This is a genomic window from Streptomyces sp. NPDC018019 (assembly GCF_044327805.1).
Lineage (GTDB): Bacteria > Actinomycetota > Actinomycetes > Streptomycetales > Streptomycetaceae > Streptomyces.
Genome location: NZ_JBIRGD010000001.1, coordinates 1 through 19,939, shown reverse-complemented (window position 1 = coordinate 19,939; position 19,939 = coordinate 1). Strand labels below are relative to the sequence as shown.

Sequence of the window (19,939 nt, the reverse complement as noted above, 5' to 3'; positions counted from 1 at the left end):
CGTCACAGCTGGTCCGCCGCCTTCGCGATGGCCTGCGAGAAGGCGCTCACCCGTGTGTAGACGCCCGGCTTGCCCGGCCGCGCGCAGCCCTCGCCCCAGCTGGTGATGCCGACCTGGACCCACGCGCCCGCGTCGTCCTTGCGGAACATCGGGCCGCCGGAGTCGCCCTGGCAGGTGTCCACCCCGCCAGTCCGCATGATCCCGGCGCAGATCTCCTCGCCGGGTATGTACGCGCTGCCGTACGCCTGGCGGCAGGTCGCGGTGTCGACGAACGGCACCGTCGCCTTGCGCAGGTACCGCTGCTGGGCGCCGCCCTCCCGGGTGGCGCCCCACCCGGCCACGACGAAGTCGCCCTGGTCGTAGCGGCCGTCCGTGGTGGTGCGCAGGGTGGGCAGGTTGATCGGCCGGGCGAGCTTGATCAGCGCCCAGTCCTTGCCCGAGCCGTTGTAGCCGGGCGCCTGGAGCACCTTGGTGGACCGCACCTTGATCGCGCTGGAGCTCTGCAGGTCCACGACGCCCGCGGTGGCGGTGATGGAGGTGTTGTTGCCGCTGCCGTCCACGCAGTGCGCGGCGGTGAGCACGACGTCCTGGCGGTAGAGCGCGCCGCCGCAGCCCATGGACAGCCGCACCATGAACGGGAACTCGCCCTGCGCGGCGGGCACGCCGCCGACGACCTTCGTACCGGGTGTGCTGCCCGAGGGCGCCGGCTCGGTGGCCGCGCTCGCCGCGCCGGGCTGGAGCGACAGGGCCGCCAGGGCGACCGCCCCGAGGGCAACGGATCTCTTCAGGAATCTCACGGAACGGGTCAACGGACTTCCTCTCCGAGGGGGTGGTACGCCGGCGGCCACCGCCGGACAGCGATTGACCGGCTCATGCCAAGCACACCGCCGCAGTGCCCACCGGAACGGGAAGTACGTGGGGAAAGGGGCACCACGACGCGGCAGAGCGTTGCGATTATGCGGACGCCACGAAGGGTGCACAAGTCACTGAACCGGCCAACCGCCTTCGGTGGGGCGCCAGTTGAGAGGCGTGGCGCAATCGGGCGCCACACTGGCCGGGAGCGCTCTCACAGCACGGAACCAGCCGCCCGGATTCCACCCGCGCCGGTCACCGCCATTCCGGCCCCCTCCCCCGGCACCGAAGCCGCGCACCCGCATGCGCACTGGCCGATGCCCTGCCGCCGGGCCGCCGCACCGGCCGGAAGCCTCGGACGGCCCCGCCGGCAGCCCCGGCAAAGGGCGGTACCGGCCAACCCGGCACCCCGCCGGACCCGTTGACGTTGAGCGGTTTTGGCCCTGCCGGACCACCCGCCGGTCCTGATTGGCTACACCTCGCATGTACGACACACCCGACAGGTACGACACAACCGACATGCGCCACCCCTGTCCCGAGCTCCAAGGAGAGCCATGAAGCCCGTCCTCAGACCCGCGCTGGCCGTCGCGGCCCTCGCCCTCGCCGCCACCGCCACGGCCGTCGCCCCCGCCACCGCCGCCGCCGCCCCACAGCACACCACCGCCACGCAGGGCAAGTACTGCACCTACATCGTCGACACCGGCCAGGGCGGGTGCTTCGACACCAGGGCCCAGGCCGCCCGCTTCGGCGGCACCCGCGCCGACTACAAGGTCCTCGGCAAGATGTGGACCGACGCCAACTCCGGCGGCCGTGAGCTGGCACTGCGCGGCAGCGTCGGCTGCGGCTGGCGCTATCCCGAGTTCAACGCCCTCAGCAAGTGGGACTTCAACGACAACATCAGCTCCGTCGAGGGCGTGACCTGCCCGATCACGCTCTGGGAGCACGCCGACTTCCGCGGCGCCAAGCAGACGTACCACGGGTACGTCCCGTACATCGGCGACGCCATGAACGACAAGGCCAGCTCGGTCAGCTTCGATCTGCGCTGACGCGGCCCACGGGCCGTCCCGTCCGGGAGGGGCGGCCCGTCCGCCGCCCCGCCGGGCCCCACCCCCGTACACAACGCGACGGCGGCGCCCCCTACGGAGCGCCGCCGTCTCTTCAGGCGATACGGACAGGGCCCTAGAGCTTGCGCGCGACCTCCGTGGCCCAGTAGGTCAGGATCATGTCGGCGCCCGCCCGCTTGAACCCGGTCAGGGACTCCAGGATCGCCGCGTCGCGGTCGATCCAGCCCTTCTCGGCGGCGGCCTCGACCATCGCGTACTCACCGGAGATCTGGTACGCGGCGACCGGTACGTCCACCGAGTCCGCGATCTTCGCCAGCACGTCCAGGTACGGCATGCCGGGCTTGACCATCACCATGTCGGCGCCCTCCTGGAGGTCGAGCGCCAGCTCGCGCAGCGACTCGCGGGAGTTGCCGTAGTCCTGCTGGTAGGTCTTGCGGTCGCCCCTGAGGGAGGAGCCGACGGCCTCGCGGAACGGGCCGTAGAACGCGGAGGCGTACTTCGCGGTGTACGCGAGGACCGCCACGTCCTCGTGGCCGGTCTGGTCCAGCGCGTCGCGGATGACGCCGACCTGGCCGTCCATCATGCCGCTCGGGCCCACCACATGGACGCCCGCGTCCGCCTGGACCTGCGCCATCTCGGCGTAGCGCTCCAGCGTCGCGTCGTTGTCCACCCGGCCCTCGGCGTCCAGGACGCCGCAGTGGCCGTGGTCGGTGTACTCGTCCAGGCACAGGTCCGACATGATCACCAGGTCGTCGCCGACCTCGGCGCGCACATCGCGGATGCCCTGCTGGAGGATGCCGTCCGGGTCCGTACCGGCCGTACCGAGCCCGTCCTTCTTCGCGTCCTCGGGCACCCCGAACAGCATGATCCCGGCGACGCCCGCCTCGACCGCCTCGACGGCGGCCTTCCGCAACGTGTCACGGGTGTGCTGCACGACGCCCGGCATGGCGCCGATCGGCACCGGCTCGGAGACCCCCTCCCGCACGAACGCGGGCAGGATCAGGTCCGCCGGGTGCAGGCGGTGTTCGGCGACCATCCGGCGCATGGCCGGCGTGGTGCGCAGTCGGCGCGGCCGCCCACCGGGGAAGTTGCCGTACGTACTGCTGCTCAACTGCGAGCCCTCCTACGCGATCCGGGCCGGCGCTCGCTCGGGCGGGTGACCGGGTCACCGGCCTCCAGCGCGGCGTCCCGCCGCGCCGCGCCGAACTGCGCGAGCGCTTCGGCCAGCTTGTGTACCGACGGCTCGGGCGACATGACGTCCACGCGCAGCCCGTGCTCCTCGGCGGTCTTGGCGGTGGCCGGGCCGATACAGGCGATCACGGTCACGTTGTGCGGCTTGCCGGCGATGCCGACCAGGTTGCGCACCGTGGAGGACGAGGTGAACAGCACGGCGTCGAAACCGCCGCCCTTGATCGCCTCGCGGGTCTCCTGCGGCGGCGGCGAGGCCCGTACGGTCCGGTAGGCCGTGACGTCGTCGACCTCCCAGCCCAGCTCGATCAGGCCCGCCACCAGCGTCTCGGTCGCGATGTCGGCGCGCGGCAGGAACACCCGGTCGATCGGGTCGAAGACCGGGTCGTACGGCGGCCAGTCCTCCAGCAGCCCGGCCGCCGACTGCTCGCCGGACGGGACGAGGTCCGGCTTCACGCCGAAGGCGATCAGCGCCTTGGCGGTCTGCTCGCCCACCGCGGCGACCTTGATCCCGGCGAACGCGCGGGCGTCCAGCCCGTACTCCTCGAACTTCTCCCGGACCGCCTTGACGGCGTTGACCGAGGTGAAGGCGATCCACTCGTAGCGGCCGGTGACCAGGCCCTTGACCGCGCGCTCCATCTGCTGCGGGGTGCGCGGCGGCTCCACGGCGATGGTCGGCACCTCGTGCGGCACCGCGCCGTACTCGACGAGCTGGTCGGAGAGCGAGGCGGCCTGCTCCTTGGTCCGCGGGACGAGGACGCGCCAGCCGAACAGCGGCTTGTTCTCGAACCACGACAGCTGGTCGCGCCGGGCCGCGGCACCACGCTCACCGACCACGGCTATGACCGGCTGCCCGCCGTCCGCCGACGGCAGCACCTTGGCGGCCTTCAGCACCTGGGCGACCGAACCGAGCGTCGCGTTCCAGGTGCGCTGGCGCGTGGTCGTACCGGCGACGGTGACCGTCATCGGCGTGTCCGGCTTGCGGCCCGCCGAGACCAGCTCGCCGGCCGCGGCGACCACCGAGTCCAGCGAGGTGGACACCACGGTGGTGGCGTCGCTGGAGCCCACCTCCGACCAGCAGCGCTCGTCGGCGGTACGGGCGTCGATGAAGCGCACGTCCGTACCGTCCGCGTCGCGCAGCGGCACACCGGCGTACGCGGGCACGCCGACCGCGGCGGCGATGCCCGGCACGACCTCGAAGACGACCCCCTCGGCGGCGCAGGCCAGCATCTCCTCGGCCACATGGGCGTCCAGGCCGGGGTCGCCGGACACCGCACGCACCACCCGCTTGCCGGTGCGCACAGCCGACATGACAAGATTGGTGGTGTCCCTAAGCGCGGGGACACCGGCGGTGGTTGACGCCTCGTCAGCCGTCGGCTGCTGCGGCGTGTCCACATTCGCCCGCGCATGCGCGCGGACGACGTCGAGCACCTGCGGATCGGCGATCAGCACATCGGCGCGCGCCAGTGCCTCGACGGCACGCAGCGTCAGCAGTCCCGGGTCTCCGGGACCGGCGCCGATGAAGGTGACCTGGCCGGCGGCAGGGTGGTTCGGGGCGGTGGGGTTCAAAGTGCTCGCTCCCCCATAAGACCGGCCGCACCCTTCGCGAGCATCTCGGCGGCGAGTTCGCGCCCCATGTTCACGGGGGCCGCCGCGTCGCCGAGAGAGGCGGGTACGTGTCCGGTGGTGGACAGCTGCACCAGCGTCGAGCCGTCGGTCGTGCCGACGACGCCACGCAGGCGCAATTCGGTGACAGCCTGCCCGTCGGCCTGCAGGTCGGCCAGCGCACCCACAGGTGCGGAGCAGCCGGCCTCCAGGGCGGCGAGCAGGGAACGCTCGGCCGTCACGGCGGCCCGGGTGAACGGGTCGTCGAGCTCGGCGAGCTGGGCGGCGAGCTGCGCGTTGTGCGCGGCGCACTCCACCGCCAGGGCCCCCTGGCCGGGGGCGGGCAAAACCAGGTCGGGCGACAGGTGCTCGGTCGCCTCGTCGATCCGGCCGATCCGGGTGAGCCCGGCCGCGGCCAGCACGACCGCGTCCAGCTCGCCCTTCTCGACGTAGCCGATACGGGTGTCGATGTTCCCGCGGATCGGTACGGTCTCCACCCGCCGGCCCAGCGAACGCGCCCAGGCGTTCAGCTGCGCCATGCGGCGCGGCGACCCCGTACCCACCCGGGCACCGTCCGGCAGCTCCTCGAAGGTCAGACCGTCCCGGGCCACCAGCACGTCGCGCGGGTCCTCGCGCCGCGGCACGGCCGCCAGCGCCAGCTCCGCGGGCTGCGCGGTGGGCAGGTCCTTCAGCGAGTGCACGGCGAAGTCGATCGTCCCGTCGAGCAGCGCGTCGCGCAGCGCGGAGACGAACACACCGGTGCCGCCGATCTGCGCCAGGTGCTCGCGGGAGGTGTCGCCGTAGGTGGTGATCTCCACCAGCTCTACGGGACGCCCGGTCGCCTCGCGCACCGCCTCGGCCACCATCCCGGACTGGGCCATGGCGAGCCTGCTGCGCCGCGTGCCCAGCCGCAGTGCCCGTGGATTGCTGTCAGTCATGCCCGCTCCCGTGCTGTGTGCGGGCGGTGGCCCGCGTGTCGGCCCGGCTGACGGCGGCCACCGTCTGCGGGTCGAGGTCGAAGAGTTCGCGCAGTGCGTCCGCGTAACCGGCGCCGCCGGGTTCGCTGGCCAGCTGCTTGACCCGCACGGTGGGCGCGTGCAGGAGTTTGTCGACGACCCGGCGCACGGTCTGGGTGATCTCCGCGCGCTGCTTGTCGTCCAGGTCGGGGAGGCGGCCGTCCAGCCGGGCGATCTCGCTCGCCACGACGTCCGCCGCCATGGTGCGCAGCGCGACCACCGTCGGCGTGATGTGCGCGGCCCGCTGCGCCGCGCCGAACGCGGCCACCTCGTCGGAGACGATGCCGCGCACCCGGTCCACGTCGGCCGCCATCGGCGCGTCCGCGGACGCGTCGGCCAGCGACTCGATGTCGACGAGGCGCACGCCCTCGGTCCGGTGGGCGGCGGCGTCGATGTCCCGCGGCATGGCGAGGTCGAGCAGCGCCAGCTCGGGGGCCGGCGCGACGGCGCTGCCGGCGCCGCCCGCGGTCCCGGCGTACCCGTCACCGGCCGCGATACGGGCGGCGCGGGTCTCGGCGGCGGTCTCGATCGCGTCGCCGGTCAGCACCAGGCCGGTGGCGCCCGTGCAGGAGACCACGACGTCGGCCAGGGCCAGCTCGGACTGGACGGCGGCCATCGCGACGGCGCGGGCGGTCAGCCCGTTCAGCGCGCCCGCCGAGCCCGGCTCGGTGAGGATCCGCGTCAGCCGCTCGGCCCGCTCCACCGTCCGGTTGGCCACCGCCAGCTCGCTCACCCCGGCCCGTACGAGCGTGGTCGCGGCCAGCGAGGACATCGAACCGGCGCCGATGACCAGGGCGCGCTTGCCCCGGGCCCACTCGGCCACGTCGGTGGCGCCGGCCAGCTGCTCCAGCCCGAAGGTGACCAGCGACTGGCCCGCCTTGTCGATGCCGGTCTCGCTGTGGGCGCGCTTGCCGACCCGCAGCGCCTGCTGGAAGAGGTCGTTCAGCAGCCGGCCCGCGGTGTGCTGCTCCTGCGCCACCGCGAGCGCGTCCTTGATCTGGCCGAGGATCTGGCCCTCGCCCACCACCATCGAGTCCAGGCCGCAGGCCACCGAGAAGAGGTGGTGGACGGCCCGGTCCTCGTAGTGCACGTACAAATAGGGGGTCAGCTCGTCCAGGCCCGCGCCGCTGTGCCGGGCCAGCAGCGTGGACAGCTCGGCGACACCCGCGTGGAACTTGTCCACGTCGGCGTACAGCTCGATGCGGTTGCAGGTGGAGAGCACCGCTGCCTCGGCGGCCGGCTCGGCCGACACCGTGTCCTGGAGCAGCTTGCCGCGCGCCTCGGGGGCGATGGCGGCGTGCTCCAGCACGCTCACGGGGGCGCTGCGATGACTGAGCCCGACAACGAGGAGGCTCATGCTTGCACCTCGCTTCGCGAGGCACAGTCTTCGCCTGTGGCGCACCTTTCGATGGTTCTCCCCCAGTCTCCGACCGGGGGGACCCCCATGCTGCGCTCGCTCATGCCGGCATCACGGCGGGCACGTCCCCGTCGGGTCCCTTGCGGCCGGAGGCGGGGGCGTCCGCGGCCGGGGCCGCCTTCGCCGCGGCCTCGCGCACCTCGCGCACGGCCCGGCGAGCCTCACGCGCGGCGACGGCGCGGGCATCGTCGGACTCGTCGTCGTGCCCCGCGTCCTCGCCGGCCTTGCGCTGCTCGTGGAACGCCAGGATCTGCAGTTCTATCGACAGGTCGACCTTGCGCACGTCCACGCCGTCCGGAACGGTCAGCACGGTCGGCGCGAAGTTCAGGATGGACGTGACGCCGGCCGCGACGAGCCGGTCGCAGACCTGCTGGGCGGCGCCCGCCGGAGTCGCGATCACGCCGATCGAGACGCCGTTGTCCTTGATGATCTTTTCCAGCTCGTCGGTGTGCTGCACCGCGATGCCCGCCACCGGCTTGCCCGCCATCGCCGGGTCGGCGTCTATGAGCGCGGCGACGCGGAACCCGCGGGAGGCGAAGCCGCCGTAGTTGGCCAGGGCGGCGCCGAGGTTGCCGATACCGACGATCACGACCGGCCAGTCCTGCGTCAGGCCCAGCTCACGGGAGATCTGGTAGACGAGGTACTCCACGTCGTACCCGACGCCCCGGGTGCCGTACGAGCCGAGGTAGGAGAAGTCCTTGCGCAGCTTCGCGGAGTTGACCCCCGCCGCGGCGGCGAGTTCCTCGGAGGAGACCGTGGGGACCGAGCGCTCGGAGAGCGCGGTCAACGCGCGCAGATACAGCGGTAGCCGGGCGACGGTGGCCTCGGGAATCCCTCGGCTTCGGGTCGCCGGTCGGTGAGTTCGGCCAGTTGCCACGGTGCTCCTGCGGGTAGAGCGGGGCTGTGGACGGCCGTAGATGTCCCGACCGCCCCGTCGACAGCAGGCTATGTCTTTGTGAACGCGTGCACAAAGATGGTGTCCGCTTTGTCCGGCCAAAGTGACCGGGGTCACGCGGCTTTTACGGCCCTTCGCGGAACCAACTCCCCCAGCGCACCGTTCACACGTTTCGCACCGGTAACAACGGAGTGCCGACGGCAGCACGCGCCCTCACTCCTCATCGTTATCGCCCCGGAAACCTACAAATCGCCCATCGATGGTAGTCGACCGAGGCGACTTTCCCCGCCGCGCGCCGGAGGCACAATGACGGGTATGGCCTCCCTCTTCAGCCGCAACAACCGCAGGAATCCGGCGGACAGCACGGTCACGCTCATCGGCAAGCCCGGCTGCCATCTGTGTGATGTCGCACAGGAAGTGATCGAAAAAGTGTGCGCCGAGACCGGCGCCTCCTGGGAGAAGAAGGACATCACCCAGGACGAGGAGCTGTACCGCAAGTACTGGGAACAGATTCCGGTCGTCCTCGTGGACGGCGCGCAGCACGATTTCTGGCGGGTCGACCCCCAGCGGCTGCGCAAGGCCCTGGGCGCCTGACGGCACGAGCCCCCGGCCCGGCGCCGGTACGAGACCGCCTACGCCCGGCCCGCCCCGCCGCGTACGGCACCGGGACCGCCCGGCGTACGCCCCCGCGGCGGCGGCGCGGCCCGGCGGTCCGGCGCCCTCACCGGGATGGCCGTAACGCAACCGTCCGCCGGACCACGGCCACCGGACATCCGCCCGTAACCGGCCGCACCGAACAACCTGGCTACGCTAGCTACATGGCCCACCCGTCGCCCGCCCGCCGTCCCCGTAGGAACTCCTACGGCGCGCACCTCCCCACGGGGTGGTTCACCCGCCGTAGGCGCCCCGCCACCGCGCGCAGCGTGCTCGCCGGCGAGGCCGCGGCCGAGGCCGCGCGCAAGTCGTCGCTGGAGCTGGAGGCCGAGGCGCAGGAGGCGGCCGCCCAGGCGAAGGGCGCGGAGGAGCCGGAGTTCCCGGTCGTCGGGGACACCTCCGCCGCCGCCTTCTTCGACCTCGACAACACCGTCATGCAGGGCGCGTCGCTCTTCCACTTCGGGCGCGGCCTGTACAAGCGCCGCTTCTTCCACAAACGCGACCTGGCCCGCTTCGTCTGGCAGCAGATCTACTTCCGCTTCATCGGCTCGGAGAACCCCGAGCACATGGCGGACGCCCGCAACAGCGCGCTGTCCATCGTGCAGGGCCACCGCGTCTCCGAGCTGATGACCATCGGCGAGGAGATCTACGACGAGTACATGGCCGAGCGGATCTGGCCCGGCACCCGCGCCCTCGCCCAGGCCCACCTGGACGCGGGCCAGAAGGTGTGGCTGGTGACCGCGGCCCCGGTCGAAACCGCCACGATCATCGCCCGCCGGCTCGGCCTGACCGGCGCGCTCGGCACCGTCGCCGAGTCCGTCGGCGGCGTCTACACGGGCAAGCTGGTCGGCGAGCCGCTGCACGGCCCCGCCAAGGCCGAGGCCGTCCGCGCCCTGGCCGCAGCCGAGGGCCTGGACCTGGAGCGCTGCGCCGCCTACAGCGACTCCGCCAACGACATCCCGATGTTGTCCCTGGTCGGCCACCCGTACGCGGTCAACCCCGACGGGCGGCTGCGCAAGCACGCCCGCGAGCAGGGCTGGCGGCTGCGGGACTACCGGACCGGCCGCAAGGCGGTCAAGATCGGCATCCCGGCGGCGGCCGGCGTGGGCGCCCTCGCGGGCGGCGCCGCCGCGGCGGTGGCCCTCCAGCGCCGCCGCCGCTGAACCGGTTCTTCCGGCCGGTGGCAGCGAGTTCCGGTGGGACGGCGGATTCCGGTGGCACGACGGACACCGGCGGTACGTCGGATGCGGACGGCGATGCGAACACCGGCGGCTTCGCGGATTCCGGTGGCACGGCGTCCTGGGAGTCCTGGTCGCCCTGGGATCCGGCCGCGGTCCGGTCCCGTGTGGCCGAACTGGCGCGCCGGGACCCCGGCTGCACCCGCTTCGGCGCCGACCAGCACCGCTACCGGCTCGCGCCGCCGCTGCCCGCCGCCGAACTCCACGCGTTCGAGTCGCTGCACGGCATCGAGCTGCCGGGGCCGTACCGCGATTTCCTCCTGCGCGTCGCCAACGGCGGCGCCGGTCCACAGCACGGCCTGTTCCCCCTGACGGGCCCCAGCGCCTATCCGGGGCCGCCGGACGACTGGGCGGCGGAGGACGTCCGCGAGCACGACCGCAGGCCCGGGGCGCTCGCGACGCCCTTCCGGCTCACCGAGGCGTGGCGCCCCCGGCCCGGCGAGCGGTTCGACCCGGACGCGCTGGTGGCCGGGACACTGGCCGTGGCCGAGGCGGGCTGCGGGGAATTCGTACGCCTCGTCGTCACCGGCGAGCAGCGCGGCCGGGTCTGGTTCGCCGACCTGGAGGTCTGGCCCAGTCTCACGCCCGGCCCGGATTTCGGGGCCTGGTACGCAGCGTGGCTGACGGACGCGCCGGGGCGCGGCTGAGCGCCGTCGCGCCGGGCGGCGGCCGTTCACAGGGCGTGTCCGCCGGGCGCCCGTCCCGCCCGCCCGGCCAATCCGTGGTGCATACCCCCGCCCCGTCCCCCGCAGTCCCGTTGCGAACGGTTCGCCACAACACGCCCTGCAACCAGGCAGATCACGTTCCTTTCTGATCAATATCTGCTCAGGAATCGATACTTGAACGGGCATGAACTCGTAACGGACCAGAAGTAATCGATGATTTGAGCAACTGGGTGTAGCGCTGCCTGTACGAAGCGTTATTCTCCTCAGACGCAAACCGGTACCCACGCGTCCCTACGACGGGTGAACGGTCCCGCACTGCACGTGATGGAAGCTCTGCCTCTGGGAGTCCCGTGTACCCACACGTCGGGGTTGACGCCTCGGGCCTGGCTACGCTGCGTACGACACTCGTCGACCACCTGCGCAGTTTTGTCCCCACCGCGATCGCCGTCCCCGCATTCGCCACCGCCGCCCCCGCCGGACCGTGCTACGCCCTGGCCGACGGCAGCACCACCACGGTCAGCAAGACCGGCGGGAGAACCCGCCGCGGCGCGGGCACGCCCACCGCCCGGCGCCCCGCCGACAGCGACAGCCGCCGCATGATGGACCTCGTCGAGCGCGCCCAGGCCGGCGAGGCGGAGGCGTTCGGCCGGCTCTACGACCAGTACGCCGACACGGTCTACCGCTACATCTACTACCGGGTGGGCGGCCGGGCCACGGCCGAGGACCTGACCAGCGAGACGTTCCTGCGGGCCCTGCGCCGCATCGGCACCTTCACCTGGCAGGGCCGCGACTTCGGCGCCTGGCTGGTCACGATCGCCCGCAACCTGGTCGCCGACCACTTCAAGTCCTCGCGCTTCCGCCTGGAGGTGACCACCGGCGAGATGCTCGACGCCAACGAGGTCGAGCGCAGCCCCGAGGACTCGGTCCTGGAATCCCTGTCCAACGCCGCGCTGCTGGAGGCGGTCCGCAAGCTCAACCCGCAGCAGCAGGAGTGCGTGACGCTGCGCTTCCTCCAGGGCCTGTCGGTCGCCGAGACCGCCCGCGTCATGGGGAAGAACGAGGGCGCGATCAAGACGCTCCAGTACCGGGCCGTACGGACCCTGGCGCGGCTGCTCCCGGACGACGCCCGCTGACCGCCGCCCCGTCCTCCCGGACCGTCCACCGTGCCGCACACCGGCCCCGCTTCCCCCTCCCCGCTCCCACCTGCGTGTCCGCCTGTCCCGTCGCCCCGGCCCGTCCGCTCCGTCCCACCGCCAGGACTAACGCCTGGAGCACCGCCCCGATCGCCTGAATCTCCTGGATCCGCATTGACGGGCGGAGCTTTCCCCAGGCCGGCCGCGCCCGCCGGACACGCCCGGCGCCGGCCACCGCGACTTTTGACTGTCGGTGATCGTTCGTGACCGTTCGGTCAGATCATCGTGCGTGCGTAACCCAAGTGCCGCGGCGCTCGTTGTGCGGATTGCAGACTCCCCGCGGTCGCGCCCGGCCCGCGCCCTCTCACTCGATCGAGTGGACGTGAGCCAGGCGTGCAACCTTCCGGCCAGTCTGGATAGTCAAGCCAGTCCGGGGAGTCGAGCGGGATGACGAGAGGAGGTGCCGCCCGTGATCGCGAACGTATCGGTGCACCGGCGGGCTAACGCCTTCGCCCAAGCCCTGGAGGAGCAGGTCCTCCCGGGCGCGGCGGCCGAGGACGAGGCCGGCACACCGGCGGAAGCGTGCGGAGAATCACGGCTGTTGGCGGTAGCCGGCGCCCTCGGTGAACTCCCCGGGCCGGAGTTGGACCCCGAGGTCAAGACCGTCCACCGGGCCCAGCTCATCGCGGCGATGGAGGCGGCCTTCGCCGAAGGCGGCGCCACGTCCGACGACGGCCGGGTGCCGCAGCAGCGCGGCACCCGCGGCGCGCACCGCGCCGCCAAGTCCCTGGGGCGGCTGCGCCCGAGGTCCCGGCTGTCCAAGGGCCTCGCGGCGGGCGGCCTGACGGTGGGCGTCGCCGCCGGCGCCTTCAGCGGTGTCGCCGCCGCCAGCTCCGACGCGCTCCCCGGCGACTCCCTCTACGGCCTCAAGCGCGGCATGGAGGACCTGAAGCTGGGCATGGCCGACGACGTGTCCGAGCGCGGCCGGCTCTTCCTCGACCAGGCGTCCACCCGCATGTTCGAGGCGCACCGCCTCATGGAGCGCGGCCGGGTCGGCGACCTCGACCACGAAGCGCTCAGCGAGGTCCGCAAGGCGCTGTCCGGCGTCAAGCAGGACGCCGGCGAGGGCCACCGCCTGCTCCACGAGGCGTACGAGCGCGACGGCTCCCTCGGCCCCATCCAGACGCTCAACTCCTTCACCAAGTCGCACCGCGACAGCTGGAGCCGGCTGCGCGACCGCCTGCCGGCCCAGCTGACGGACGTGCGCGACGAGGTCAGCTCGGTCTTCGACGCCATAGACGAAGAGGTCGGCCCGCTGCGCTCGCTGCTGCCCAAGCCCCCGGGCGGCGAGAGCCACCACGAGAGCGCCCCCGAGGCCCCCGCGCCGGGCGCCTCCCAGGGCCGTACGGACCACCCGTCCCCGTCCGGCGAAAGCGCCTCCTCGTCCGAGCGGACCGACGGCTCCCAGGCACCGCGGCACCACCCGTCGGCCACCTCCCCGGCCCAGCAGGACGACGGGCTGCTCGGCGGCAGCACGGGCGGCCTGCTCGACCCGCCCGCCGACGCCGCCACCCCCGCCCCGGACGGCAAGGGGCCGGGCAAGGGCAAGGAGACACCGCACGAGCCCGACGTCACGATCCCGCCGCTGCTCCCCGGCCTGCTGCCCGACATCGGCCTGGACGGCAAGAACCCGCTGGGCTGACCCCACCCCGCGGCGGCCCGCCGCGCGACGCCCCGGTGCCACCACACGGCGCCGGGGCGTCGCGCGGGCCGGGCGCGGGCCGTTCCCGGCCTGCTGGCCCTCCAGAAGAACACCGTTTCCTCAGAAGCCCACCGCTCCCTCAGAAGCCCGCCGGCCCCTCAGAAGAACACCGAACGCCGCTGCACCAGCAGCTTGTAGAGCGTGTGCTGGATCGTCTCCCGCACCTGGTCCGTCAGGTTGAACATCAGCATCGGGTCGTCCGCCGCCTCCGCCGGATACCCGTCCGTCGGGATCGGCTCCCCGAACTGGATCGTCCACTTCGTCGGCAGCGGCACCAGCCCCAGCGGCCCGAACCACGGGAAGGTCGGCGTCAGCGGGAAGTACGGGAAGCCCAGCACCCGCGCCAGCGTCTTGGCGTCGCCGATCTTCGGGTAGATCTCCTCGGCGCCCACGATCGAGCACGGCACGATCGGCACCCCGGCCCGCAGCGCGGTGGACACGAACCCGCCGCGCCCGAACCGCTGGAGCTTGTAGCGGTCCGCGAACGGCTTGCCGATGCCCTTGAAGCCCTCCGGCATCACCCCGACGACCTCGCCGCGCTCCAGCAGCCGCTGCGCGTCCTCCGCGCAGGCGAGCGTGTGCCCGGCCTTGCGCGCCAGTTCGTTGATCACCGGCAGGACGAAGACCAGGTCGGCCGCGAGCAGCCGCAGGTGCCGGTCGGCCGGATGGTGGTCGTGCACCGCGACCTGGAGCATCAGCCCGTCCAGCGGCAGCGTCCCGGAGTGGTTGGCGACGATCAGCGCGCCGCCGTCGGCTGGGATGTTCTCGATCCCCTTGACCTCGACCCGGAAGTACTTCTCGTACAGCGGGCGCAGCAGCGACATCAGGACCTGGTCGGTCAGCTCCTCGTCGTACCCGAAGTCGTCGACCTCGTACTCGCCGGTGAGCCGTCGGCGCAGGAAGCGCAGACCGCCGGCGATCCGCTGCTCCAGGGAAACCCCCGGAGCCCCCTGCGGCCCTTCCGCCGCCTGTTCCCGCCCGTCCTGCCGCCGCGGCTCCGGTACGGGCGACAGGGCCGTACGGCGGCCTCCACGGCCCGGCCGCTTGGTCTTCCTGCGCGACCGGGGCTCCTCGCCGAAGGGAATGACCTTGGCGTCCGCCATCGTGGGTGAACTCCTCACAGGGTCGGGCCGCTGCGTGCGGGCAGCACGGCGGCGAGCCGGTCGACGGTACGGGCGAGGACCTCGGGCGGCAGCAGCCCGCGTCCACGACTGCGGGCGAACTCCGCGAAGGTCTCCGCCGTCGTGTATTTCGGGTGGAACCCCAGTGTCTCGCGCATCTGGGTCGTCTGGACGACCCGGCCGTGCGTGAGCATCCGGATCTGCTCCGGCGAGAAGTCGGTGATGCCGAGGGAGCGCAGCGCGGTGCCGGCCCAGGTGACGGTCGGCAGGAACAGCGGCAGCGTGGGCCGGCCCAGCCGCCGGGAGCACTGGGAGAGCAGCAGCGCGCCGTCCCCCGCGACGTTGAACGTGCCGCTGTTGAGGGTGCCGCGCCGGGGCTTGCCGGAGGCCATGCACAGCGCCTCGATCGCGTCGTCCTCGTGGACGAACTGCAATCGCGGGTCGTATCCCAGGACGGTGGGGAGCACCGGCAGCGAGAAGTACTCGGCGAGCGGCGAGTCGGCGCACGCCCCGAGGATGTTGGCGAAGCGCAGCACGCACACCGCGACGTCGGGGCGGCGCCGGGCGAAGCCGCGTACGTAGCCCTCCACCTCGACCGCGTCCTTCGCGAAGCCGCCGCTGGGCAGCGACTTCGGCGGCGTGGTCTCGGTGAAGACGGCCGGGTCGCGGGGCGCGGACCCGTACACGCTGGTGCTGGACTTCACCACCAGCCGTTTGACGTGCGGTGCCTTCTGGCAGGCGCCGAGCAGCTGCATGGTGCCGATGACGTTGGTCTCCTTGACCGTCGTCCGGCTGCCCCGGCCGCCCCGCCCGCCGAGCGGCGTGCCGTTGATGTCCATGTGGACCACCGTGTCCACACCGGTCTCGGCCAGCACTTTGGCAATGGCCGGATGCCTGATGTCGGCCTTGAGGAAATCGGCCCCGCCCAAATGGTGCTCGGGCGCCACCGCGTCGACTCCGATCACCCGGTCGACGTCGGGGTCGCGCTGAATGCGTCGTACGAACCGGCCCCCCAGTTGCCGTGCGACTCCAGTGACGAGCACGACCTTTCCCAAGATCAGCCCTTCCTTCCCACCCTTTGTCCCTCGCGTGAGCCGAGCTGTGACGCCACGCTATCGGGTCGTCGTTGTGCTGTGACGACCACGGGATGCCCGGAGCGACATTTCAAGCCTTGGCCCGAGCTTTGCCCGTCCCGTCGGCCGGTTTTCCTGCCCCGCCGGGCCCTTGTCCTCATACGCCCCGCGCTTTGTCCGGAGCCGCGCGTGAGCCACCGCACACCGCTTCCGCCGACGCCGCCTCCCTGTCCGTACGACGGCCGGTAATTCGGGCGCCGCCCCGCACGCGGCCGGCAGCGCCCGTACGGCCGGAGTTCCAGCAGATACCCCCGCGCGCCGTTCACCCGGCCGCCCCGCCGCGCGTACCCCCGAATTCCACCGCTCGCCCCGCCGTCACTGCGGCCGCGCCCACCGAGTGCGCCGCAAAGCCGCCCCCGAAACGCACCGCAGCCCCCCACCGCATGGTGCGGTGGGGGGCTGCGATATCGCGATCAGCGTCGCTTACTTCTTGTTGCGACGCTGAACACGGGTGCGCTTGAGCAGCTTGCGGTGCTTCTTCTTGGCCATCCGCTTGCGCCGCTTCTTGATAACAGAGCCCACGACTACCCTCGCTCACTTCGTATCACTCGGTGCGGGGCGTCCGAGCCCACACTACCTACATCGGGCCAGCCTACCTGGCACCGAGCCTACGGCGTAATCCGAGGGTCTTCTCGGGCCCCTCAGGCCGATTCCACCCCCACATAGGACTCACGGAGGTAGTCGTGGACCGCTTGCTCCGGGACCCGGAACGACCTCCCCACTCGGATCGCGGGCAGATGACCGCTGTGCACCAAGCGGTACACGGTCATCTTCGACACTCGCATCACCGTGGCGACTTCCGCCACGGTCAGGAACACGACCTCATTGAGAGGCCTTTGGTCTGCAGCCATGACACACCTGAACCTTCCGCACATGACGGGCACCGGCTTCCCCTCCGGTGACTCCCCGTCGCTGTGCGCTCACTCCCCAGGTTAGGGGCGGGTGATGCGAGTGGGGAAGAGGAGCAGCGATCGGCCGCCTACTGTGACAGACACGCTCGATTGAGTACATAGCGAGTAAGCGGTCGGTAGTAATCAGACCGCACAGCGTCATCAAGCGGAACTACGGCGGACACCCGCCCCTCCGCCTGCCCGACGAACAGCGCCGGATCGTCCGTATCCGCCAGTCCGATGGCCTCAAAGCCCAGCTGACCTGCTCCGCAGACCCAGCCGTGGTCACCGATCACCAGCTCGGGAAGCGGCCCTCCGGCGTCTGCCGCGGCGTCGAGGGCGGTACGAACCGGGAGGGGGGAGTGGGTGTGTACGCCCGGCTCACCGGGGGCGCGCCGCACGCCGGGTTCGCGCATCAGCGCGACTCCCCGTACGTAGTCAAGGTTGTACGTGCGTACCCCGAATCGGGTCGCTATGTCGACACAGCGGCCATACGCCGGGGTGAGGACGGTGCACCCCGCCGCCGACAGGGCGTCTGCCAGGCCGCCGTAGAAGCCCAGCAGCCGGTGCGGGTGCCCGGTGCCGATCAGTACCGCAGCGTGCCGGGCGGCCGCCGCGCCGAGCCGGTCCGCGAACGCATCGAGCCCGGCGAGCGTCCGGTCCGGATCGATCGAATCGGGGCCGGAAGTGTGCCCGGGATCGGCCGAAACTCCACACTGCTCAGCCATCACTCGAAGCACTTCACCCACGGACCAGTCATTCGCGGGCTCCAGTCCGATCAGTGCGCGCGGGTCGCCGGCCGCGAAGAGCCGGTAGCGCGTCAGGCTCTTCTCCCGGGATGTCGCGATCGTGCCCGCGAGCCGCACCCTGACCAGATACGCCTTCAGCGCGGCGGCCTCCGCCGCCACGTCCGCATCCGTACCGGAGCCCCACACGAGACCCCATGCTGACGCCCCGGCAGCCGCCCCGGGCCCGAAACCGCCCAGTAGTCACACATCCGGGCGCATCCGGCCGAAGTGACGCCCCTTCGGGACGAACCCGGCGCTATGGCAGCAACCCATGCGCGGGGAACACCGCGCGGCGCGTCGCCAGCACCGCCTGGTCCAGGCGGTCGGCCGGGTCGTACCCCTCGCCGTGGAAGTCGCGCCACCCGGTCCCGCGCCCGTCCGTCATCCGCAGCGGCCCGCCCTGGCGCGTACGCCGGTAGACCTCGTGCCGCCACTCCTCCGGCACCGGCGCCGCGGGGTCGATCGGGCGGCCCGCCGCGATCGCCACCAGGTGCGTCCAGCTGCGCGGTACAACGTCCACCACCGCGTAACCGCCGCCGCCCAGCGCGACCCAGCGCCCGCCGGCGGTTTCGTGCGCGAGGTCGTGGCAGGCCGCCGCCACCGCCCGCTGCGCGTCCAGGCTGACCGCCAGGTGCGCGAGCGGGTCCTCGAAGTGCGTGTCCGCGCCGTGCTGCGTCACCAGTACGTCGGGCCGGAACGCGGTCAGCAGCTCGGGCACCACCGCGTGGAAGGCCCGCAGCCAGCCCTCGTCGCCGGTGCCGGCCGGCAGCGCGACGTTCACCGCGCTGCCCTCGGCCCCCGCGCCGCCGGTCTCCTCGGGCCAGCCGGTCTGCGGGAAGAGCGTCCTGGGGTGCTCGTGCAGGGAGATTGTCAGGACGCGCGGGTCGTCCCAGAACGCGGCTTGTACGCCGTCCCCGTGGTGCACGTCCACATCCACATAGGCGACGCGCTCGGCACCCAGCTCCAACAGGCGCGCGACGGCCAGCGCCGCGTCGTTGTAGATGCAGAAGCCCGCGGCACCGCCCGGCATCGCGTGGTGCAGGCCGCCCGCGAAGTTCACCGCGTGCAGAGCGTCGCCGCGCCACACCGCCTCCGCGGCGCCCACTGATTGCCCCGCGATCAGGGCCGACGCCTCGTGCATCCCGGCGAACGCCGGATCGTCCTCGGTGCCGATCCCGTAGACCGGGTCGGCCGCCTTCGGATCGGCCGACGCCTTCCGTACGGCGTCGATGTAGTCCTCGCGGTGCACGAGCCGCAGCGTGGAGGTCCCGGCGGCCTTGGCGGCGACCACTTCCACCGCATCGGGCCCCCGGTCGAGCCCGTACGCCTCCACCAACCGCATGGTCAGCGCGAGCCGGACCGGATCCATCGGATGGCCGGGCCCGAAGTCGTAGCCCGTAACTGCCTCGTCCCACATCAGCTGTGCACGGCCGCTCATGCCCGTCACCGTATCGGTAGGGCCGTACGGGCACCGTGGGGCGTACGACCGGGGGCGGCCGGCTGTCCGGGCAGGGCCTAGGCGAGCAGTGCCGGCAGCTCTTCCATGCGCGCGAAGAGCCCGGTCACCCGGCCCGCCGCGGTGAGCTTCGCGGCCGGCGTCATGGCGGTGAAGCCGTATACGTCCATCCCGGCGGCGACCGCGGCCTGGACGCCGAGCGGGCTGTCCTCGATGACGGCGCACCGCTCCGGCGGCACGCCCATCGCACGCGCCGCGTGGAGGAAGAGGTCGGGGGCCGGCTTGCCCTGGCCCACGTCCTGCGAGCTGAAGATCCACTCCTCCTCGAACCACTCGTCGAGGCCGGTCGTGCGGTGTCCGACCCGGATGCGTTCATGGCTGCCGGAGGAGGCCACGCAGTACGGGGTCCCGTCGGCCGTCAGCTTCCCCAGCACCTCGGACACGCCGGCGACCGGCTCCAGCTCCCGCTCGAAGGCTTCGAAGACCCGCGCGTGCAGTGTGGCCTCGAAGGCTTCGGGGAGGAGCTGCCCCGTCCGCTCCTTGACCAGGTCGTGCACGCGGTGCACCGCGGCGCCCATGTAGTCGTGGAGCGATTCCTCGTAGGTGGTGGGATGGCCGAGTTCGGTGAGATAGGCGGCGAGGATCGTATTGGAGATCGGCTCGCTGTCGACGAGTACGCCGTCGTTGTCGAAGATGATGAGGTCATAACGCATCCTTCGAGCGTAAACGCCGACCGGGCCCCGAAATGCAGGAAGCCCCGCACCATACGGTGCGGGGCTTCCCACATTCACAAATAGTTCGGCGGCGTCCTACTCTCCCACAGGGTCCCCCCTGCAGTACCATCGGCGCTGAAAGGCTTAGCTTCCGGGTTCGGAATGTAACCGGGCGTTTCCCTAACGCTATGACCACCGAAACACTATAAAGTTGAACTCCAGCCGGAACAGGCGAGTTCGTTACTTCAGAACTAACACAGTGGACGCGAGCAACTGAGGACAAGCCCTCGGCCTATTAGTACCAGTCAACTCCAACCGTTACCGGTCTTCCATATCTGGCCTATCAACC

At 71.9% G+C, this 19,939-nt stretch carries 19 protein-coding genes and 1 rRNA gene; 6 read left to right on the top strand and 14 right to left on the bottom strand.

Translation table 11 applies throughout. From position 1 onward, the window contains the following. Positions 1 to 2 precede the first annotated feature (2 nt). Positions 3 to 809 carry a serine protease gene (locus ACH4FX_RS00100; RefSeq protein ID WP_398473932.1) on the bottom strand — a complete coding sequence of 269 codons (807 nt, stop codon included), beginning with the start codon at positions 807 to 809 and terminating at the stop codon, positions 3 to 5. Positions 810 to 1,406: 597 nt separating this feature from the next. On the opposite strand from ACH4FX_RS00100, the gene ACH4FX_RS00095 reads away from it, so the two are divergent. Further along, positions 1,407 to 1,898 (top strand): hypothetical protein, encoded by a 492-nt coding sequence (locus tag ACH4FX_RS00095; protein ID WP_398473931.1) that lies wholly within the window; start codon positions 1,407 to 1,409, stop codon positions 1,896 to 1,898. Positions 1,899 to 2,031: 133 nt separating this feature from the next. Here the strand turns inward: ACH4FX_RS00095 and hemB are convergent, their stop codons facing one another. From hemB to ACH4FX_RS00070, 5 genes are all read right to left on the bottom strand, one after another. Then, positions 2,032 to 3,027, bottom strand: a complete 996-nt coding sequence (hemB, locus tag ACH4FX_RS00090; RefSeq protein WP_398473930.1) for a porphobilinogen synthase — start codon at positions 3,025 to 3,027, stop codon at positions 2,032 to 2,034. Continuing rightward, a complete protein-coding gene (locus tag ACH4FX_RS00085; RefSeq protein WP_398473929.1) occupies positions 3,024 to 4,673 on the bottom strand; it encodes a uroporphyrinogen-III synthase in 1,650 nt (549 codons plus the stop codon). The genes hemB and ACH4FX_RS00085 overlap by 4 nt, the downstream gene beginning before the upstream one ends. Beyond that, positions 4,670 to 5,647 carry a hydroxymethylbilane synthase gene (gene hemC / locus ACH4FX_RS00080; protein ID WP_398473928.1) on the bottom strand — a complete coding sequence of 326 codons (978 nt, stop codon included), beginning with the start codon at positions 5,645 to 5,647 and terminating at the stop codon, positions 4,670 to 4,672. The genes ACH4FX_RS00085 and hemC overlap by 4 nt, the downstream gene beginning before the upstream one ends. Next, positions 5,640 to 7,082 carry a glutamyl-tRNA reductase gene (locus tag ACH4FX_RS00075; RefSeq protein ID WP_398473927.1) on the bottom strand — a complete coding sequence of 481 codons (1,443 nt, stop codon included), beginning with the start codon at positions 7,080 to 7,082 and terminating at the stop codon, positions 5,640 to 5,642. The genes hemC and ACH4FX_RS00075 overlap by 8 nt, the downstream gene beginning before the upstream one ends. Positions 7,083 to 7,182: 100 nt before the next feature. Beyond that, positions 7,183 to 8,019 (bottom strand): redox-sensing transcriptional repressor Rex, encoded by an 837-nt coding sequence (locus ACH4FX_RS00070; RefSeq protein WP_398473926.1) that lies wholly within the window; start codon positions 8,017 to 8,019, stop codon positions 7,183 to 7,185. Between the two features lie 333 nt (positions 8,020 to 8,352). Between ACH4FX_RS00070 and ACH4FX_RS00065 the strand changes: the two genes are divergently transcribed. The 5 genes from ACH4FX_RS00065 (at position 8,353) to ACH4FX_RS00045 (ending at position 13,429) form a co-directional block, all read left to right on the top strand. Continuing rightward, positions 8,353 to 8,631, top strand: a complete 279-nt coding sequence (locus ACH4FX_RS00065; protein WP_398473925.1) for a glutaredoxin family protein — start codon at positions 8,353 to 8,355, stop codon at positions 8,629 to 8,631. Between the two features lie 329 nt (positions 8,632 to 8,960). After that, positions 8,961 to 9,854, top strand: coding sequence for an HAD family hydrolase (locus ACH4FX_RS00060; RefSeq protein ID WP_398474558.1), 894 nt, complete (start codon positions 8,961 to 8,963; stop codon positions 9,852 to 9,854). Between the two features lie 17 nt (positions 9,855 to 9,871). Continuing rightward, positions 9,872 to 10,576 carry an SMI1/KNR4 family protein gene (locus ACH4FX_RS00055; protein ID WP_398473924.1) on the top strand — a complete coding sequence of 235 codons (705 nt, stop codon included), beginning with the start codon at positions 9,872 to 9,874 and terminating at the stop codon, positions 10,574 to 10,576. A 368-nt stretch (positions 10,577 to 10,944) separates the two neighbouring features. Next, on the top strand, positions 10,945 to 11,727 hold the full coding sequence (locus tag ACH4FX_RS00050; RefSeq protein ID WP_398473923.1) for an ECF subfamily RNA polymerase sigma factor, BldN family: 783 nt from the start codon (positions 10,945 to 10,947) through the stop codon (positions 11,725 to 11,727). Between the two features lie 469 nt (positions 11,728 to 12,196). Further along, entirely contained in the window at positions 12,197 to 13,429 is a 1,233-nt protein-coding gene (locus ACH4FX_RS00045; RefSeq protein ID WP_398473922.1) for a DUF5667 domain-containing protein, read from the top strand. 158 nt (positions 13,430 to 13,587) lie between these two features. On the opposite strand, the gene ACH4FX_RS00040 is transcribed toward ACH4FX_RS00045, so the two are convergent. The 8 genes from ACH4FX_RS00040 to rrf form a co-directional block, all read right to left on the bottom strand. After that, entirely contained in the window at positions 13,588 to 14,592 is a 1,005-nt protein-coding gene (locus ACH4FX_RS00040) for a lysophospholipid acyltransferase family protein (protein WP_398473921.1), read from the bottom strand. Between the two features lie 14 nt (positions 14,593 to 14,606). Beyond that, entirely contained in the window at positions 14,607 to 15,665 is a 1,059-nt protein-coding gene (locus ACH4FX_RS00035) for an NAD-dependent epimerase/dehydratase family protein (protein ID WP_398473920.1), read from the bottom strand. A gap of 501 nt (positions 15,666 to 16,166) precedes the next feature. Beyond that, positions 16,167 to 16,265 (bottom strand): 30S ribosomal protein bS22, encoded by a 99-nt coding sequence (locus tag ACH4FX_RS00030; protein WP_003948845.1) that lies wholly within the window; start codon positions 16,263 to 16,265, stop codon positions 16,167 to 16,169. 119 nt (positions 16,266 to 16,384) lie between these two features. After that, positions 16,385 to 16,594, bottom strand: coding sequence for a helix-turn-helix domain-containing protein (locus tag ACH4FX_RS00025; RefSeq protein WP_014144137.1), 210 nt, complete (start codon positions 16,592 to 16,594; stop codon positions 16,385 to 16,387). 128 nt (positions 16,595 to 16,722) lie between these two features. After that, positions 16,723 to 17,541, bottom strand: a complete 819-nt coding sequence (locus ACH4FX_RS00020; protein WP_398473919.1) for a phosphatase — start codon at positions 17,539 to 17,541, stop codon at positions 16,723 to 16,725. A 136-nt stretch (positions 17,542 to 17,677) separates the two neighbouring features. After that, positions 17,678 to 18,859: an acetoin utilization protein AcuC gene (locus tag ACH4FX_RS00015; RefSeq protein ID WP_398473918.1), complete on the bottom strand. Its 1,182-nt coding sequence runs from the start codon at positions 18,857 to 18,859 to the stop codon at positions 17,678 to 17,680. 77 nt (positions 18,860 to 18,936) lie between these two features. Beyond that, the gene (locus tag ACH4FX_RS00010; RefSeq protein WP_398473917.1) at positions 18,937 to 19,590 is read right to left on the bottom strand and encodes an HAD family hydrolase; all 654 of its coding nucleotides are present in this window, start codon (positions 19,588 to 19,590) and stop codon (positions 18,937 to 18,939) included. A gap of 83 nt (positions 19,591 to 19,673) precedes the next feature. After that, positions 19,674 to 19,790 (bottom strand): 5S ribosomal RNA (rrf, locus tag ACH4FX_RS00005). Positions 19,791 to 19,939 lie beyond the last annotated feature (149 nt).

Excerpts from the sequence above, each read along its gene's own strand:
- hemC (WP_398473928.1), bottom strand. The coding sequence starts at position 5,647 with ATGACTGACAGCAATCCACGGGCACTGCGGCTGGGCACGCGGCGCAGC.
- ACH4FX_RS00095 (WP_398473931.1), top strand. The coding sequence starts at position 1,407 with ATGAAGCCCGTCCTCAGACCCGCGCTGGCCGTCGCGGCCCTCGCCCTC.
- ACH4FX_RS00025 (WP_014144137.1), bottom strand. The coding sequence starts at position 16,594 with ATGGCTGCAGACCAAAGGCCTCTCAATGAGGTCGTGTTCCTGACCGTG.
- ACH4FX_RS00010 (WP_398473917.1), bottom strand. The coding sequence starts at position 19,590 with ATGCGTTATGACCTCATCATCTTCGACAACGACGGCGTACTCGTCGAC.
- ACH4FX_RS00015 (WP_398473918.1), bottom strand. The coding sequence starts at position 18,859 with ATGAGCGGCCGTGCACAGCTGATGTGGGACGAGGCAGTTACGGGCTAC.
- ACH4FX_RS00065 (WP_398473925.1), top strand. The coding sequence starts at position 8,353 with ATGGCCTCCCTCTTCAGCCGCAACAACCGCAGGAATCCGGCGGACAGC.
- ACH4FX_RS00040 (WP_398473921.1), bottom strand. The coding sequence starts at position 14,592 with ATGGCGGACGCCAAGGTCATTCCCTTCGGCGAGGAGCCCCGGTCGCGC.
- ACH4FX_RS00075 (WP_398473927.1), bottom strand. The coding sequence starts at position 7,082 with ATGAGCCTCCTCGTTGTCGGGCTCAGTCATCGCAGCGCCCCCGTGAGC.